Origin of the sequence: Actinomadura craniellae, from assembly GCF_003289645.1 — a bacterium.
Lineage (GTDB): Bacteria > Actinomycetota > Actinomycetes > Streptosporangiales > Streptosporangiaceae > Actinomadura_D > Actinomadura_D craniellae.
Map to the genome: position 1 here is coordinate 667,909 of NZ_QLYX01000002.1, position 16,427 is coordinate 684,335.

General features: G+C 73.5%; 13 protein-coding genes and 1 pseudogene. 3 read left to right on the plus strand and 11 right to left on the minus strand.

The window, feature by feature from the left end:
* Positions 1-27 precede the first annotated feature (27 nt).
* The 7 genes from mraY to mraZ form a co-directional block, all read right to left on the minus strand.
* Positions 28-1,089 (minus strand): phospho-N-acetylmuramoyl-pentapeptide-transferase, encoded by a 1,062-nt coding sequence (gene mraY, locus DPM19_RS06615; protein WP_111863868.1) that lies wholly within the window; start codon positions 1,087-1,089, stop codon positions 28-30.
* Positions 1,086-2,480, minus strand: coding sequence for a UDP-N-acetylmuramoyl-tripeptide--D-alanyl-D-alanine ligase (locus DPM19_RS06620; protein ID WP_111863869.1), 1,395 nt, complete (start codon positions 2,478-2,480; stop codon positions 1,086-1,088). Before DPM19_RS06620 ends, mraY begins: the two co-directional genes overlap by 4 nt.
* Before the next feature lie 30 nt (positions 2,481-2,510).
* Positions 2,511-4,025, minus strand: coding sequence for a UDP-N-acetylmuramoyl-L-alanyl-D-glutamate--2,6-diaminopimelate ligase (locus tag DPM19_RS06625; protein WP_111863870.1), 1,515 nt, complete (start codon positions 4,023-4,025; stop codon positions 2,511-2,513).
* Positions 4,026-4,149: 124 nt separating this feature from the next.
* Positions 4,150-5,886, minus strand: a complete 1,737-nt coding sequence (locus DPM19_RS06630) for a peptidoglycan D,D-transpeptidase FtsI family protein (RefSeq protein WP_456049241.1) — start codon at positions 5,884-5,886, stop codon at positions 4,150-4,152.
* Between the two features lie 280 nt (positions 5,887-6,166).
* Positions 6,167-6,685 (minus strand): hypothetical protein, encoded by a 519-nt coding sequence (locus DPM19_RS06635; protein ID WP_111863872.1) that lies wholly within the window; start codon positions 6,683-6,685, stop codon positions 6,167-6,169.
* Complete coding sequence (gene rsmH / locus DPM19_RS06640) at positions 6,682-7,656, minus strand: 16S rRNA (cytosine(1402)-N(4))-methyltransferase RsmH (protein ID WP_111863873.1); 975 nt, start codon at positions 7,654-7,656, stop codon at positions 6,682-6,684. The genes DPM19_RS06635 and rsmH overlap by 4 nt, the downstream gene beginning before the upstream one ends.
* A gap of 252 nt (positions 7,657-7,908) precedes the next feature.
* Entirely contained in the window at positions 7,909-8,340 is a 432-nt protein-coding gene (gene mraZ, locus DPM19_RS06645; protein ID WP_111863874.1) for a division/cell wall cluster transcriptional repressor MraZ, read from the minus strand.
* 513 nt (positions 8,341-8,853) lie between these two features.
* On the opposite strand from mraZ, the gene DPM19_RS06650 reads away from it, so the two are divergent.
* The 3 genes from DPM19_RS06650 to DPM19_RS06660 are packed head-to-tail and all read left to right on the plus strand — an operon-like array spanning position 8,854 to position 13,563.
* Positions 8,854-9,885: an AAA family ATPase gene (locus DPM19_RS06650; RefSeq protein ID WP_199484889.1), complete on the plus strand. Its 1,032-nt coding sequence runs from the start codon at positions 8,854-8,856 to the stop codon at positions 9,883-9,885.
* A 7-nt stretch (positions 9,886-9,892) separates the two neighbouring features.
* Complete coding sequence (locus tag DPM19_RS06655; RefSeq protein WP_111863875.1) at positions 9,893-11,131, plus strand: DUF58 domain-containing protein; 1,239 nt, start codon at positions 9,893-9,895, stop codon at positions 11,129-11,131.
* A gap of 32 nt (positions 11,132-11,163) precedes the next feature.
* A complete protein-coding gene (locus tag DPM19_RS06660) occupies positions 11,164-13,563 on the plus strand; it encodes a DUF3488 and transglutaminase-like domain-containing protein (protein WP_111863876.1) in 2,400 nt (799 codons plus the stop codon).
* Between the two features lie 108 nt (positions 13,564-13,671).
* On the opposite strand, the gene DPM19_RS06665 is transcribed toward DPM19_RS06660, so the two are convergent.
* From DPM19_RS06665 to DPM19_RS06680, 4 genes and pseudogenes are all read right to left on the minus strand, one after another.
* A complete protein-coding gene (locus tag DPM19_RS06665) occupies positions 13,672-14,064 on the minus strand; it encodes a DUF3040 domain-containing protein (protein ID WP_111863877.1) in 393 nt (130 codons plus the stop codon).
* Positions 14,065-14,224: 160 nt separating this feature from the next.
* The gene (locus DPM19_RS06670; RefSeq protein WP_111863878.1) at positions 14,225-15,487 is read right to left on the minus strand and encodes a DNA polymerase IV; all 1,263 of its coding nucleotides are present in this window, start codon (positions 15,485-15,487) and stop codon (positions 14,225-14,227) included.
* 14 nt (positions 15,488-15,501) lie between these two features.
* On the minus strand, positions 15,502-16,284 hold the full coding sequence (locus DPM19_RS06675) for a class I SAM-dependent methyltransferase (protein ID WP_111863879.1): 783 nt from the start codon (positions 16,282-16,284) through the stop codon (positions 15,502-15,504).
* Between the two features lie 11 nt (positions 16,285-16,295).
* Positions 16,296-16,427: pseudogene (locus DPM19_RS06680) on the minus strand (integrase core domain-containing protein); the annotation flags it as partial.

A 16,427-nucleotide genomic window follows, 5' to 3' on the forward strand; every position in this document is an offset into this window, starting at 1 on the left:
CCCCCGTTCCCTCGATCGTCCCGCCGATCACCCCTTGGGCATCCACTCCAGGTAGAACAGCCCCAGTCCGATGGCCGTGAAGAGGGCCGACATCAGCCAGAAGCGGACCACGATGGTGGTCTCGGCCCAGCCTGAAAGCTCGAAGTGGTGCTGCAGCGGGGCCATCTTGAAGACCCGTTTCTTGGTCATCTTGAACCCGCCGACCTGGATGATCACCGAGAGGGTGATGATCACGATCAGCCCGGCGAGGATGCCCAGCAGGAACTGCGTCCGGGTCGTGATGGCCAGGCCGACCAGCACGCCGCCCAGCGCGAGCGAACCGGTGTCGCCCATGAAGATCTTGGCCGGCGGGGCGTTCCACCACAGGAACCCGAAGACACCGCCCAGCACGGCGGCGGCCACCACCGCCAGGTCCAGCGGGTCGCGCACGCTGTAGCAGTTGGGCGCGAGGCCATCGTTGTAGCAGCTGTTGCGGAGCTGCCAGTTGCCGATGATCACGTAGGCGGCCAGCACCATGCCCGCCGGGCCCGCGGCGAGACCGTCGAGACCGTCGGTGAGGTTGACGCCGTTGGAGGTGGCCGCGATCAGGATCAGCGCCCAGACCACGAACAGGTACGGACCGATGGACGGCCCGAAGTCGCGCAGGAAGGACAGGTGCGGGGAGGCGGGGGTGACGTCGTAGCCGTCGGGGAAGTTGAGCGCGCCGACCGCGAAGACGACGCCGATCAGGATGATCCCGATCATCTTGGCGCCACTGCGCAGGCCCAGGCTGCGCTGCTTGAAGACCTTGATGTAGTCGTCGACGAAGCCGACGACGCCCAGCCCGGTCATCAGGAACAGCACCAGCACCCCCGACACCGTCGGGCTGGTACCGGTGATCAGGTGCGCCGCGGCGTAGCCCAGCAGCGAGCCCACGATGAACACCGCACCACCCATGGTGGGGGTGCCGCGCTTGTCGAGGTGGGCCTGAGGGCCCTCCTCACGGATCATCTGGCCGTAGCCCAGCCGGGCCACGATCCGGATCCACACGGGGGTGCCGACCATGCCGATGATGAGCGACACCGCCGCGGCGATGATGATGAGGGTCACGCCGGCGACCCTCCCTCGCCGAGCAGGGCCGCGGCGACCCGTTCCAGCCCGGCGACCCGTGATCCCTTCACCAGCACGACGTCCCGCGGCCGCAGCCACTCGCGCACCGCGGCCACCGCGGCGTCGACGTCATCAACCAGCACGACTTCTCCCGTCCATGACCCCACTTGCTCAGCTCCGGCGCGCATCGCCGCCGCCGGCTCGCCGACCGCGATGAGACCGGCGATGCCGCTGCGCGCGACATGCTGCCCGATCTTCTCGTGTTCCGCCACAGAAGAGACACCCAGTTCCGCCATCTGACCCAGAACCGCGAACGCCCGACCGCCGGCGGCCATGTGGGACAGGGTGTCGAGCGCGGCGCGCATCGACTCGGGGTTGGCGTTGTAGGCGTCGTTGACGACGATCACGCCGTCGGCCCGCTCGGTGACCTCCATCCGCCACCGGCTGGCCGGGGCGGCCGCCGACAGCGCCGCCGCGACGTCGGCCGGGGCCATGCCGACCGCGCGGGCCACCGCCGCGGCGGCCAGCGCGTTGCCGACGGCGTGCGCGCCGTGCAGGCGCAGCTCGACCGGGGCGGCGCCCTCCGGGGTGACCAGCGTGAACCGGGGGCGCCCGCGCTCGTCCAGCACCTCGTCGGCGGCGCGCACGTCGGCGCCGAGCGCCCGGCCGAAGGTGGTCACGGCCGCCTCGGTGCGGGCCGTCATGGCGCGGACGAGCGGGTCGTCGGCATTGAGGACGGCAGTGCCGTCCTTCGGCAGCGCCGCCACCAACTCGCCCTTGGCCTGCGCCACCGCCTCCCGGCTGCCGAACTCGCCCAGGTGCGCCGAGCCCACGTTGAGGACGGCGCCGACCCGGGGCGGCGCCACCGTGGTCAGGTAGGCGATGTGACCGATGCCGCGGGCACCCATCTCCAGGACCAGATGGCGGGTGGCCGCATCGGCCCGCAGCGCGGTCAGCGGCAACCCGATCTCGTTGTTGAAGGACCCGGGGGGCGCCACGGTGGGGCCGTGCCCGGCGAGCACATGGGCGATCAGATCCTTGGTCGAGGTCTTGCCGGCCGAGCCGGTGACACCGACGACCGTCGTCTCCGGCAGCCGGGAGACCACGCCCCGGGCCAGCCGGCCGAGGGCCGGCACCACGTCGTCCACCAGCACCGTGGGCACGTCCGGGACAGGACGCTCGGCCAGCACCCCGGTGGCCCCGGCGGCCACCGCCCCGGCGGCGAAGTCGTGCCCGTCGACGCGCTCGCCGCGCACCGCCGCGAACAGCGCGCCGGGCTCGACCAGCCGGGAGTCGACGACGACCGGGCCGGTCACCTCGGCACCGGGATCGACCGCGACGGCGGTGCCGCCCGTGATCTCAGCGATCTGTGCCAGTGAAAGTGAGATCAACTCCCGGCCCCGTCCTTCCCCTCGTCCCTGTCACGCCGCGCCGACGTGTCGGCGCAGCGCCTCCCGGACGACCTCGCGGTCGTCGAACGGGAACACCTCTCCGGCCACGTACTGCCCCTGTTCGTGGCCCTTTCCCGCCACCACGACCACGTCGCCGTCCCGGGCCCGGCCCACGGCCAGGTCGATCGCCGCGGCCCGGTCGGGCTCGACGACGATGTGCGCCCGCTCGGCCCGGGGCACCTTGAGCCCGCCCTCGACCATAGCGGCGAGGATGGCCAGCGGGTCCTCGGACCGGGGATTGTCGTTGGTGAGAAACGCCTCGTCGGCCAGGCGTGCCACCGCCTCCCCCATCAGCGGGCGTTTGCCCCGGTCGCGGTCGCCGCCGCAGCCGAGCACCACCAGCAGCCGGCCGGCGGTGACCCGGCGCAGCGCGGTCAGCACGGCCTCCACCGCTCCGGGCTTGTGCGAGTAGTCGACCAGGACGGTGAAACCCTGGCCCTCCTCCACCGGTTCGAGCCGGCCCGGCACCCCGACCAGCGAGCCGACACCGCGCACCGCGGTGGACAGCGGGATCCCGGCCTCCACCAGCGCCACGATCGCGGCCAGCGCGTTGGCCACGTTGAACGCGCCCGCCAGCCGCACGCTCGCGTCGGCCTCGACCCCGCCCGGGCCGACCACCCGGAAGACGCTGCCGTCGGCGCCCAGCCGGACGTCCTCGGCCCGCCAGTCGGCCGCGGGGTCGCCGGCCGCCGAGAAGGTGGTGACGGGGATCTCGGCGATCCGCACCAGCTCACGGCCGTACTCGTCGTCCAGGTTGACCACGCCGATCCGGCTGTAGGCGGCGGTGAACAGGCGGGCCTTGGCGGCGAAGTAGTCACGCATCGTCGGGTGGTAGTCGAGATGGTCCTGCGACAGGTTGGTGAAGATCGCCACCTCGTAGAAGGCCCCGCCGACCCGGCCCTGCTCCAGCGCGTGGCTGGAGACCTCCATCGCGGCGGCCCCGGCGCCCCGCTCCCGCATCATGGCGAAGATGCCGTGCAGGTCAGTGGCCTCGGGGGTGGTGAGCGAGCTCGGCAGCCGGCTGTCGCCGATCCGGGTTTCGACCGTTCCGATGACACCGGTCTCCAGACCGGCCGCGCGCAGGCCGGCCTCCAGGAGGTACACGGAGGTGGTCTTGCCGCTGGTGCCGGTCACGCCGATCAGGGTGAGGTCGCGGGCCGGCTCCCCGTACACCCAGGCGGCGGCGTCGCCCAGCCGGGATCGGGGTTCGTCCACGACGAGCACCGGCAGGCCGGTGGCCGCCGCGCCCGCGCGGCCCGCAGGGTCGGTGAGGATCGCCGCCGCGCCCGCCTCGGCCGCCTGCGCGGAGAAGTCGGCGCCGTGCGCCCGGCTGCCGGGCAGCGCGGCGTACACGTCGCCCGGCCGCACCTGCCGCGAGTCATGCGTGATCCCGGTGACGGAGGCGCCCGCGTCGCCCTCCGCGGTGACGCCGAGCAGGGCGGCGAGCCCGGACAGCGGGCGGGCCGGGTTGGTGGTGGGGCGCATGGCGGCGCTGTTTCCTTTCCGCCCAGGCGTCCCCCCGGCGGCCTCGCCGGGGCGGGTGACGGACGGGCGCTGGGGCGACGATGCTGGGGCCACGGCGAGAGGGTACAGAGGGTACTCGGTGCGCTCAGCGCGCGGCGTAGATATCGATCTTCGGTGATCTGCTGCCCGTCGGCGGGATCTTCCGGGTCTGCAAGGCGAAGGACATGACGTCCCGGAACACCGGCGCGGCCGCGTCGCCACCATAATGGCTCCCCCTGGTCGGGTGCTGGAGGACGACCTGGACGACGAGCTGGGGGTCGTCGGCCGGCGCGAAACCCGCGAACGACGCGGTGTAACCGCCGCCCTTGTAGCAGCCGCAGCTCGGATTGACCATCTCGGCGGTGCCGGTCTTGCCCGCCACCCGGTAACCGGGGATCTGGGCCTTGGGCGCGGTGCCCTCCGCGGTGGTGACGCCTTCGAGCATCCGGATGAGCTCCCGGGCCGTGCCGGTGCCGATCACCCGCTGCTGCGCCGGGGCCGGGTTGGCGGTGAAGGCCCCGTCCTCGCCGGTCGTGCCGAGCATCATGGTCGGCGTCACCCGCATCCCGCCGTTGGCGATGGTGGCGTAGACGCTCGCCATCTGCAGCGCGTTCACCGAGACGGTCTGCCCGTAGGAGATCGGGTAGCGGTCGGTGCCCGACCACTGCTCCACCGGCTTGAGCAGCCCGCGCGTCTCGCCGGGCAGCTTCACCCCGGTCCGCTCGCCGAAGCCGAAGGCCCGGTTGAACTGGTAGAGCGTCGCGGCGTCGATCCGCTCGCTGGCGAGGATCGTGCCGACGTTGCTCGACGTGGCGAGCACGCCGGCGAAGGTCAGCCGCTGGGTCGGGTGGTGGTGGGAGTCGTGGAACGGCCGGTCGTACCGCTTGATCTCGTACGGCACCCGGAAGACGGTGTCGGGCCGCACCACGCCCTTCTCCAGCACCGCGGCGGCGGTGATGACCTTGCTGGTGCTGCCGGGTTCGAAGGCCTCCGTCACCGCGCGGTTGTTCAGGTCGGCGGGGCGGGCCTTCCCGAAGTCGTTGGGGTCGAAGCCGGGAGCGGTGGCCATGGCCAGGATGTGGCCGTTGCGCGGGTCCATCACGATGACGCTGCCGCTGCGCGACCCGGTGGCCCGGACCTGGGCCTCGATCGCCTGCTGGGCCTTGTACTGGACGTCGCGCAGCAGGCTGAGCCGCACGCCCCGGCCGGGCACCGGGGCGCGCCGCTGGTCCTCGCCCATCGGGATGTGCTGGCCGGTGGGGCTGATCTCCACCCGCTGCCAGCCGTCGCGCCCGGCCAGCAGGGAGTTCATGGCGTACTCCAGGCCGGCGCCGCCCTCGCCGTCGCGGTTCACGAAGCCGACGACGTTGGCGGCCAGGGTGTCGTTGGGGTAGACGCGCCGGTACTCCGGCAGCGTGCCGATGCCCTCGAACTCCAGCGCCGTGACCAGCCTGGCCTGGTCGGGCTTGACGCCGCGGACCAGGTACTCGAAGCAGCTGTCGGGCGTGCTGATCACCTTGAGCACCTGGGCGGGGTCCAGGCCGAGCATCGGCGCCAGGGCCGTGACGATCCCGGGCCGCTGCTCGGGCTTGATCAGGCACGGGTCGGCGAAGATCGCCTTGGCCTCGACCGTCTGGGCCAGTGGGTGCCCCTCCGCGTCGGTGATGCCGCCGCGCACGGCGGGCAGGTCGATCTCCTGCATCCGCTGCTTCATGGCCTTGGCGGTGTAGACGTCCGACTCGATCGTCTGCAACTGCACCAGGCGGCCGGCGAACAGCGACAACACGAAGGCGATGACGAGCAGGGCCGCGTTCAGCCGCTTGAGCGGATCGCTGCGCCGCAGCGGGGAGCGCGGCCGGGGCCGCCGGGGCGGCGGGGCGCCGCGCGGGGCCGCCGGCGGGCGGCCGCCGGGCCGGGACGGGGCCTTGCCCGGTCGGCGCGGCGTTCCCGTCCCGGTGGAGCGGGAGGTCCCCCGGGCCCCGCCGGGGGGACGGGGCGTCCCGCCCTTGCCCGGCGGTGTGCGGCGGCGTCCGGGCGGCGGCGAACCACGCCCGGACCGGGTCGTCACCGGACCTCCCGGGAACTCGTCCCTCGCACCGGTCGCAGGATCATGGCCGTCCCCGTTACCGCGCCCCCGCGACGGGAGCGCCCATGCCGGGGACCGCCGCGCCCGGAACGCCGAGCACCCCGGCGGCGCCCGCGGCGGCCGCCCCGGCGTCGGGCGCCGGGCGCGCCGCGCCGCCGACCACCTGGCCGGTGGGTGCGTCGATGAACGCGGGCCGCTTCGACTGCTCGCCGCCGAGCGCCTTGGCCTTGCGCTCGAGCTGCTCGGGCGACTCCTCCCGCGCGATCTGCTGTTCCAGTTCCTGCGCGCTCTGGCCGAGCTGCTTGTTGCCGCGCTGCAGCTCGGTGATGGTGAAGGCGTCCTCGGCCAGCACCGTGTTCAGCAGCAGCAGGCTGACCAGCGCGCCGCCCAGCAACCCCACCACCAGCAGCACGAACGGCGTCCGGGGCGGCGCCGCGCCGCGGCCGGCCCGGGCCCGCTTCGGCGCGGGCTGGGCCGCGGGCTCGGGGGCGGCCTTGCGGCCTCCGGTCCGGGCCGGGGCCGAGCGCCGCGGCCGGCGGGTGGTCGTCGTGGTCATGAGGCCTCCCGGATCCGCTCGGCGGCGCGCAGCCGTACCGAGCCCGCCCGTGGGTTGGTCGCGGTCTCCTCCGCGGACGGCAGTTCGGCGCCCCGGGTCAGCAGGCGGAACTGCGGCTGCCGGTCCGGGAGCGGGACGGGCAGGTCCGGTGGGGTGGTGTCGGTGGCGCGGGCCGCCATGACCCGCTTGGCGATGCGGTCTTCCAGCGAGTGGTAGGCGAGCACGACGATGCGGCCGCCCACCTCCAGCGCGTCGAGGGCCGCGGGCAGGGCGCGCTCCCAGACCGCCAGCTCGTCGTTGACCTCGATGCGCAGCGCCTGGAAGGTGCGCTTGGCGGGGTTGCCGCCGGTCCGGCGGGTGGCGGCCGGGATGGAGTCGCGCACGATGTCGGCCAGCCGCCGGGTCGACGTCAGCGGGGCGCGGCCGCGCTCGCGCACGATCGCGCCGGCGATCCGGCGGGCGTACCGTTCCTCTCCGTACTCGCGCAGGATGCGGGCGAGCTCGTCGAGGGGGTAGTCGTTGAGGACGTCGGCCGCGGTGCGCCCGCGGGTGCGGTCCATGCGCATGTCCAGCGGCGCGTCGTAGGAGTAGGCGAAGCCCCGCTCGGCCTCGTCGAGCTGGGGCGAGGACACCCCGAGGTCGAACAGGACCGCGGAGACCCTGGGCAGGCCCAGCCGGACCAGCACTGCGGGCAGCTCGTCGTAGACGGCGTGCTCCAGCGTGACGCGGTCGCCGTACCGGGCGAGCCGGCGGCCGGAGCGCTCCAGGGCGGTGGTGTCGCGGTCCAGCCCGACCAGCCGGAGCCGGGGGTGGGCCTCGAGCATGGCCTCGGCGTGCCCGCCCAGGCCCAGCGTCGCGTCCACGTAGACGGGATCGGGGCCGGTGACCGCGGCGGAGAGCAACGACTGGACGCGGTCGAGCATGACCGGTATGTGACCGGCCTCGGCCGCGTTCGCCGTGTTCTTGTCCATGCGTCACCCCCAGGTGGCCACCGCTCGCGGATGTGGCGTGGCCCGCCCGGACGGGTGTGACCGCCGGACGGGCTCTCGTCGGGGTTCGAAAGACCTCGCCCGGCCAGGTCCCCAACCGCTGCCCAGAGGAAGTGCACCGCGCGAACGCGGAATGCCACCTGGCGCCGGGGAAGCTGCGTCAGCTGGCGCGGAGAGCGGGTGGGAACCTGGCCGCACGTGGGCCATCCGGTCATCCGACCGACGAGTCGGTTCTCAAAGCACCCCGGGCAACACCTCCTCCGACAGGTCGGCGAACTGCGGCTCCTCCTGCTCGAGGTAATCCGCCCAGGCCTGCGCGTCCCAGATCTCCAACCGGGTGTTGGCGCCGATGACGATGCAGTCGCGGGTGAGTCCGGCATAGGTGCGCAGCGGGGGCGGGATCGTGATGCGCCCCTGCTTGTCGGGCACCTCGTCGGAGGCGCTGGCGAAGAAGACCCGGCTGTAAGCGCGGACCGCGCGTGCGGTGACCGGCGCCGTGCTGAGGGCCTCGGTGATCCGCTGGAACTCCGCGACAGGGAAGACGTAGAGGCAGCGTTCCTGGCCCTTCGTGATCACCAAGCCCCCCGACAGCTCCTCGCGGTACTTCGCCGGCAGGAACAGCCGCCCCTTTTCGTCGAGACGCGGTGAGTGCGTGCCGAGAAACATCGGCCCACCTCCCGCCGCGTAGGGGGCAACTGCCCCCCACGGCGCCCCACTCTACTCCACTCTCCCCCACCGTCAACTATTAAAACCCGTGCCACACGGCTACTTTCGCGAAGAAACCGCAGGTCAGAAAGGGTGGGGTGAAGTGGGGGGCATGACGGCCCCCCGGCCGGCCGCAAGAGAGGCGCGCGAGACGAATGGCCGGCACGTTAACGCGGGGCAACGGCACGGGAACTCCCGCCGCTGAGGTAAGGGGAGCCAGGGGTCGCGGGGGATCGCCATGGTGTCCCACGGCCCTTACGGTTGGAGCAGAATGGGCGGAAGACGACCGAAGACCGCACGCCCGAGCCGCACCGGATGTCACGATCTATTTCGGTCGGCATGTAAGCAGCCACTCGAACGTTCGACCACGTAATCTCATCAACACCGACAAATATGGATGGACACGGCTTCGCCGACGCCCGCGGCCGGGGTGGTGGAAAAGGGTACCCTCGCCGGGTGCTCTGAGGAGGGTTAGTGGTAGTAGGCACGCATGGCGAGCCGTATCGAGGCGACATCCCCGCGGATTCGCCCGACAGTATCCGGAATGGGGCCAGCCGCGGACTCGACGAGCTCGCCCAGGTCGCCGGGAAGATCCGGGGCGCCGTCGAATCGGTCATCGAAGGGAAGCCCGACGCGGTCCGGCTCGCCCTGACGGTCCTCCTCGCCGAGGGCCACCTGCTCATCGAGGACGTGCCCGGGGTCGGCAAGACCATGTTGGCCAAGGCGCTCGCCCGGTCCGTCGACGGATCGGTGCGCCGGGTCCAGTTCACCCCCGACCTGCTGCCCAGCGACATCACCGGGGTCAGCGCATTCAACCAGGAGAGCCGCGACTTCGAGTTCAAGCCCGGCCCGATCTTCGCGAACATCGTCGTCGGCGACGAGATCAACCGCGCCTCGCCCAAGACGCAGTCGGCGCTGCTGGAATGCATGGAGGAGCGGCAGGTCACCGTCGACGGCACCACCTACGAGCTCGAACGCCCCTTCATGGTGATCGCCACCCAGAACCCGATCGAGATGGAGGGCACCTACCCGCTGCCGGAGGCGCAGCGCGACCGGTTCACCGCGCGGATCTCGATGGGCTACCCCGACCCCGGTGCCGAGCTGGAGATGCTCGACGTCCACGGCCGCTCCTCCCCGCTGGAGGGGCTCGCCCCGGTCGCCTTCTCCCACGACGTCCGCGCCCTGATCGACGTGGTCCGGCAGGTGCACGTGGCCCAGGGGGTACGGCGCTACGCGATCGACCTGATCACCGCGACCCGGCGGCACCCCGAACTCCGGCTGGGCGCCTCTCCCCGGGCCACCCTGCACCTCGTCCGGGCCGCCCGGGCGCTGGCCGCGCTGGAGGAGCGCGACTACGTCGTGCCCGACGACATCCAGGCGCTGGCCGTGCCGGTGCTCGCCCACCGGCTGCTGCCGACCGCCGAGGCCCAGGTCGAGCGCAGGCTGCCCGAGCAGGTGGTCCGCGAGATCGTCGACCGGCTGCCGGTGCCCACGCCGCACAGGTGAGCAGGGCATGAGAAGGGCATTCGCGGGCCTGACCACCCGGGGCAGGTCGTTCGCCGCCGCCGGGATGACCGCCATCGTCTGCGCGTTCATCCTGGGCGAGCGCGATCTGCTGCGCGCCGGCGTGCTGGTGCTCGTACTGCCGTTGCTGTCGACGCTGCTGGTGGCACGGACCCGGTACCGGCTGGCGTGCGCCCGCCGGATCCGGCCCGCCCGGCTGCCGGTCGGGCACGAGGCCCACGTCGACGTGCGGCTGGAGAACGTCTCCCGGCTGCCCACCGGGCTGCTGCTGGTGGAGGACCGGGTCCCCTACACGCTCGGCGGGCGGGCCCGTTACGTGGTCGACCGGATCGAGCCACAGGGCGCCCGCGAGCTCAGCTACCGGGTGCGTTCCGACCTGCGCGGCCGGTACCGGGTCGGCCCGCTGACGGTCCGGCTGGCCGACCCGTTCGGACTGGTGGAGCTGGCCCGCTCGTTCAGCCTGGCGGACACCCTGACGATCACGCCGGCGGTCTTCCCGCTCCAGGACAGCCCGCTGATCGGCGCGTGGAACGGCGGCGGGGACGGGCGGACCGCCCTGCTGGCCGCCGCCGGCGAGGACGACGTGGCGCCCCGCGAGTACCGGCACGGCGACGACCTGCGGCGGGTGCACTGGCGGTCGACCGCGCGCTACGGCGAGCTGATGATGCGCCGCGAGGAACAGCACCGGCAGAACGGCGGCGTCCTGTTCCTCGACACCCGCCGCGGCGCCCACTACGGCGAGGGGGCCGAGTCGTCGTTCGAGCACGCCGTGTCGGTCGCCGCCTCGGTCGGCGTCCACCTGGCCCGGACCGGAACGAGCCTGCGCTTCGTCACCGACTCCGGGCAGCGGCTGCCGGCCTCGCAGTCCTTCGAGCCGGCGCTGCTCGACACCCTGGCCACCGTCCGCACCTCCCGGGAGACCGGGCTGACCCGCGGTCTCGCGGCATTGCGCGGCGCCGCGGGCTCCGGCCGGGACGGTGACGGCCTCGTCGTCGCGGTCCTCGGCGAGCCGACCGCGGCCGACGCCCGGGCGCTGGTCACGGTCAGGCACGCCACCACCACCTGCGTGGCGATCCTGGTCGACGTGACCGGCGGCATCGGCGCGCGGGCCTCCGCCGAGGTGCTGCGCCAGGGCGGCTGGCGGGTGCTGCTGATCGGGTCGGCCGGCGAGCTGACCGGTGCCTGGGCGGGCCGGGGAACCGAGGATCCGGTCCTGGACCGGGGATGAGAGGCCGTGGGGGTCATCGTGGGGATCATGGCATGAGGGTCAAGCTCGCCTGCGTCGCCGCGGCGGCGACGCTGCTCTGCTCCGTCGGGCTCTACCCGCTGTTCGAGGGACAGGGCTGGTTCTGGTCCGGGCTGGGCGCGGTCGTGACGGTCGCCGCCACCGGACTGGTCACCCGCCGGTTCCGGCTGCCCGCGGCGTTCGACCTGCTGGCCGGGCTGGCCGCGTTGCACCTGTACCTGACGGCGCGGTTCGCCGCCGGGGAGGCGTTCCTGGGCGTGGTGCCCACGCCCTCGTCGCTGTACGCGCTGGCCGAACTGGTCGAGACAGGCTGGGCGGAGGCCAACAAGTACGCCGCCCCGGTCCCCCTCGTGCCAGGGCTGTCGCTGCTGGTCACCGCGGGTGTCGGCGCGGTGGCCCTCATGGTCGACCTGCTGGCGGTGCGGCTGCGCCGGGCCGCCCCCGCCGGGCTGCCGCTGCTGGCGATGTACAGCGTGCCGGCCGCGGTCCGCGAGGAGAGCCTGGGCTGGCCCGCGTTCGCGCTGGGCGCGGGCGGGTTCCTGGCCCTGCTGCTGGCCGACTCGCGGGAGCAGGTCGGCGGCTGGGGACGGCCGGTGCCGTCCCGCTTCCGGATGGGCGCGACCACCGGGGAGCGGCTCGACTCCAGCGCGCTGGCGGTGACCGGCCGGCGGCTCGGCGGCGTCGCCATCGTGGTGGCCGTGCTGGTGCCGATGATCGTCCCGGGTATCCAGCGGGACGGCATGTTCGGGCTGGGCGGCGACGACGGGGGCGGCGGCGCGCAGACGGTCACCACCCCCGATCCGCTGGTCAGCCTGAAGCGCGAGCTGGTGGAGCAGGACGACGCGGTGGTGCTCACCTACCGGACCGACGACCCTGAGGTCGCCGCCGGAGGCCGGCCCGAGTACCTGCGGCTGTACGCGCTGGACCGGTTCGACGGCGACCGGTGGACCTACAGCGAGCTGCGCAGCTCGGCCACGGACCGGGTGCGGGACCGGCCACTGCCCCCGGCGCCCGGTCTCACCTCCGTCGGTTTCCGGCGGGTCCGCACCTCCATCGGGATCGAGGACCGGGTCAGGAACATGACCTTCCTGCCGGTGCCGTATGCGCCGACCTCCGTCGACATCAGGGGCGACTGGCGGGCGGACGCGGCGTCGCTGATGGTCTACTCGCTGCGGCACTCCGCCGGTGGCCGGAACTACCGGGTGGAGAGCACCCGGGCGATGCCGACCGCGCAGCAGCTCGCCGTCGGGGAACCCGCGCCGATGGAGATCAGCCGCCGCTACACGCGGGTACCGCCGAACATCCCCGAGGCGGTCAGGCGGGAGGCCCGGAGCATCGTCGGCGACGCGACCTCCGCCTACGAGCAGGCCGTCCGGCTGCAGACCTGGTTCACCCGGACCGGCGGGTTCGTGTACGACCTGAACGCGCCGCCGCCCAAGCACGGCGCCGACCTGGTGGACTTCCTGCTGGAGAGCAAGCGGGGGTACTGCGAGCAGTTCGCCGCGTCGATGGCCCTGCTGGCCCGCATCCTCAACATCCCGGCCCGGGTCGCGCTGGGCTACACCCCGGGCACGCAGGGCTCCGACGGGATCTGGACCGTCCGGTCGAGGGACGCGCACGCCTGGCCGGAGCTGTACTTCCAGGGCGCCGGGTGGGTGCGGTTCGAGCCCACCCCGTCGGGCGTGGCCGGGCAGGGCAGCGCGTCGCCGCCGGCCTACTCCGAGCCGGCCCCGGCCGAGGGCGAGCCCGCGCCGGGCGACACGGCCGTGCCCACTCCGGCGGCGACGGACGGCGCGCAGCCGTCCACCGCCCCGAACGACCCGCGGCAGAACCGGCCGGACGACCCCGGCGCGGCGGGCGATCTGGGCTCCGGTGCGGACTCCGGCCTTCCGGTGGCCCCGCTGCTGGCCGGGCTGCTGGTGCTGGCACTGCTGATCACCCCGATGGCGGGCCGGGCCGTGACCCGCCGGCGCCGGTGGGCCGTCCGGTCGCCGTCACCGACCGAGGGCGCGCACGCCGCCTGGGCCGAGTTGCGCGCCGACGCGGTCGACCACGGTCTGATCTGGCGGGCCAGTGAGAGCCCCCGGGCCACCGCGCGCCGGCTCACCGGCCAGCTGGCGCTGGAACCCGAGGCCGCCGAGGCGATGGGGCGGCTCGCGCTGGCCGAGGAGCGGGCCCGCTACGCGCCGACGCCCGCGGCAGCCGACACGTTGCGGGCCGACGTGGCGACGGTGCGGGCGGCGTTCGCCTCCTCGGTGGGCCGGGCCACCCGGTGGCGGGCACGGTTGCTGCCGCCCTCGACGGTGACGGCGCTGCGTTCCTCGGCCGGCCGGCTGCTGGTGGTCCTCGACCGGCTCGACGCGACCCGGCTGGACCGGGACGCCCTGCTGCGGGTGCTCCGCCGGAGGCGGTGACCGGGACAAGCCGGTGACAGCCGGTGACAGGCCGGTGATAAGGCGATCGGGCCGTCCCGCACGGCCTGCGGGACGGCCCGATCGACGGTTACTCGCCTGGAGAACCGATCATTCGCCCTCGGAACGGCGGCGCCACCGCTCCTCCATGCGCTCCATGAAGCCCGACCGGTTCGGCCGGGCGGACCGCTGGGGGGGTGGTGTCGGCTCGCTGCCGACGCCGGTCATGCGCTTCCAGCTCGACAGCCCCCAGATGCAGCAGGCGAACATCATGATGAAGCCCGTCACGCTGACCGCGATGGTGACGGGGCCCGCATTCATGATCGGCCCGATCATCAGCGCGCACACGCCCAGCACGAAGCCGAGAATCGCCTTGACGATGCGCCGCTTGTAATGCACCTGGGGGTTGGTCGAACGGACCGCATGGGCGAACTTCGGATCCTCGGCGTACAACCCCTGCTCGATCTGCTCGAGCAGACGTTGCTCGTGCTCAGACAACGGCACGGCGCCTCCCAACGACTGCCCCGCTACGGGGAATCCGGTGCCGGGCAGGCACCGGGCTATCGGTGATATGCCCAGAATACGAGGCCCGACAAGCGTACGAAAGAAAACGTCCGACTGGGGATAACGAGCAAGTCTTCTTCCGTGTTCCCATCGTCTTCCATCATGGCCCGTGCCGGCCCGTTCCGTCACGGCCACGCTCAGGCTCGTCGACGAGAGCGGCCGGGCGGACCGCTCCCGTGCCGAACCGGTGGATCACCTGGTCGATCGCGCGCTGGGCCTCGCGCCACCCGGTCTCCGGCTCGTCCAGGGCCAGCTGGCGAGGGGTCTCGCCGGCCGGGCCGAGGTTCTCCACCCGGACCCCGACGAGGCGGAGCGGAACCCCCTCCAGCCCGGCCGCGGCGTAGAGTTCACATGATGTGATATAGATCACACGGGTGAGATCGGTGGTCTCCGGTAGGGTGCGCGACCGCGTCAGCGTGGTGAAGTCGCCCCGCCGGAGCTTGACGCTCACCGTCCGGCCGGTGACGCCCGCCGACCGCAGCCGGGCCCCGACGCGCTCGGCCAGCCGCAGTAGTTCCCGGCGGATGGCCTCGGGGTCGGCGATGTCGTGGTCGAAGGTCTCCTCCGCACCGATGCTCTTGTCGGGGGCGGTGGTCACCACCGGGCGGGGATCGCGCCCCCAGGCCAGCTCGTGCAGGTGCCTGCCGACCGCCGTGCCCAGTTCCCGCTGCAGCGTGTCGAGCGGCGCCCGGGCCAGATCGCCGACCGTGCGCAGGCCCAGCCGGGTCAGCGCCTGCTCGGTGCGCTCCCCCACCCCCCACAGGGTGGCCACCGGCAGCGGGTGCAGGAAGTCCACCACGCCGTCCGCGGGCACCACCAGCATCCCGTCGGGCTTGCAGCGGGTGGAGGCCAGCTTCGCCACGAACTTGGTGCTCGCCACCCCGACCGAGCAGGTGATGCCCTGCTGCTCGTGCACCTGGGCGCGGACCAGCTCCGCGATCTGAGCCGGCCGGCCCAGCCGGCGGCGCGCCCCCGCCACGTCGAGGAACGCCTCGTCCATGGCCAGCGGTTCGACCAGCGGGGTCACCGACCGGAAGAGCTCCATGACCGCCGCGGACACCCGGGCGTACCGGCCGTGCCGACCGGGCAGCACCACCGCCTGCGGGCACAGCCGGCGGGCCCGCGACATCGGCATGGCCGAGTGCACCCCGAACCGGCGGGCCTCGTAGGAGGCCGCCGCCACCACTCCGCGCGGCCCGGCCCCGCCGACGACCACGGGCCGCCCGCGCAGTTCGGGACGGTCGAGCAGTTCGACGCTCACGAAGAAGGCGTCCATGTCGACGTGCAGGATCGGGCAGCCGGTGTCGTCGGCGGGCGGACCCGGCTGCGGGCCCGGCCGGTGCAGCTGCTGTTTCCTGCTCATCGGCCGGAGCGGGCTCAGGCCCGGTGCGCGAGGAGGTGGAGCTGGGTGGCGAGGTCGCGCAGCGCCGGGTGGGTGGCCGCGGCGAGTTCCAGCGCGACCAGCGCGTCGGTGGCCTCGCGGTCGCTCTCGGCCAGGCCGCTCGGCACCAGGTCGGCGAAGATCCGGACGCCGTGCACCTCGCCGGGCCGCAGCCCGGCCGCCGTGGCCAGGTCGGTGAGGCTCGCGCAGGTGAAGCGCCGGGGCGTCGGGTCACGGTCGCCCCAGCGGCCGGCCGGGTCGGACAGCACCCGGCGGGCGTCGTCGAAGTGCCCGGCGATCGCCCGGTGCAGCGCGACCGCCAGCCGCCCGGCGGCCAGCACGCTGATCGAGCCACCCGGGCGCACGGTGGACGCCAGGGCGGCCATCGTGCGCTCGGGGTCGTCGACGTACTCCAGCACGTTGTGGCAGAGCACCAGGTCGGCGCTGCCGGAACCGAGCAGGTCGGGCAGCTCCGCGGCATCGCCCTGCACGGCCCGCACGGTGACCCCGGCCTCGGCCGCCCGGCGCTCGAGCGCGGCCAGCGCGTCGGGGCTGGAGTCGACAACGGTCACCCGGTGGCCCAGCTCGGCCAGCGGCACCGCGAACCCTCCGGTGCCGCCGCCGGCGTCGATCACGTCGACCGCACGGCCGCCCGCGACGGCGGTGAGCGCCGCGCGGACGACATCCCAGACCACGGCCGTGCGGACCCGGCCGGAACCCCGGGCCGCCGACTTGTTTCCCGGCTGGGCCGCCACGGCCGCCCCTCTCGTCTCAGTCATCGCCGCCCAGCCTAGCTGTTCTGTCCTGACAGGTTGGTGACGCGGCTGGCGGGTGGTTGGCCGTCCAGGGCGGTGTGGCCGCGGTGGTGGTTGTAGGTGTGGAGCCAGGTGGGGAGTGCTTGGCGGCGTTGGGTTTCTGAGGT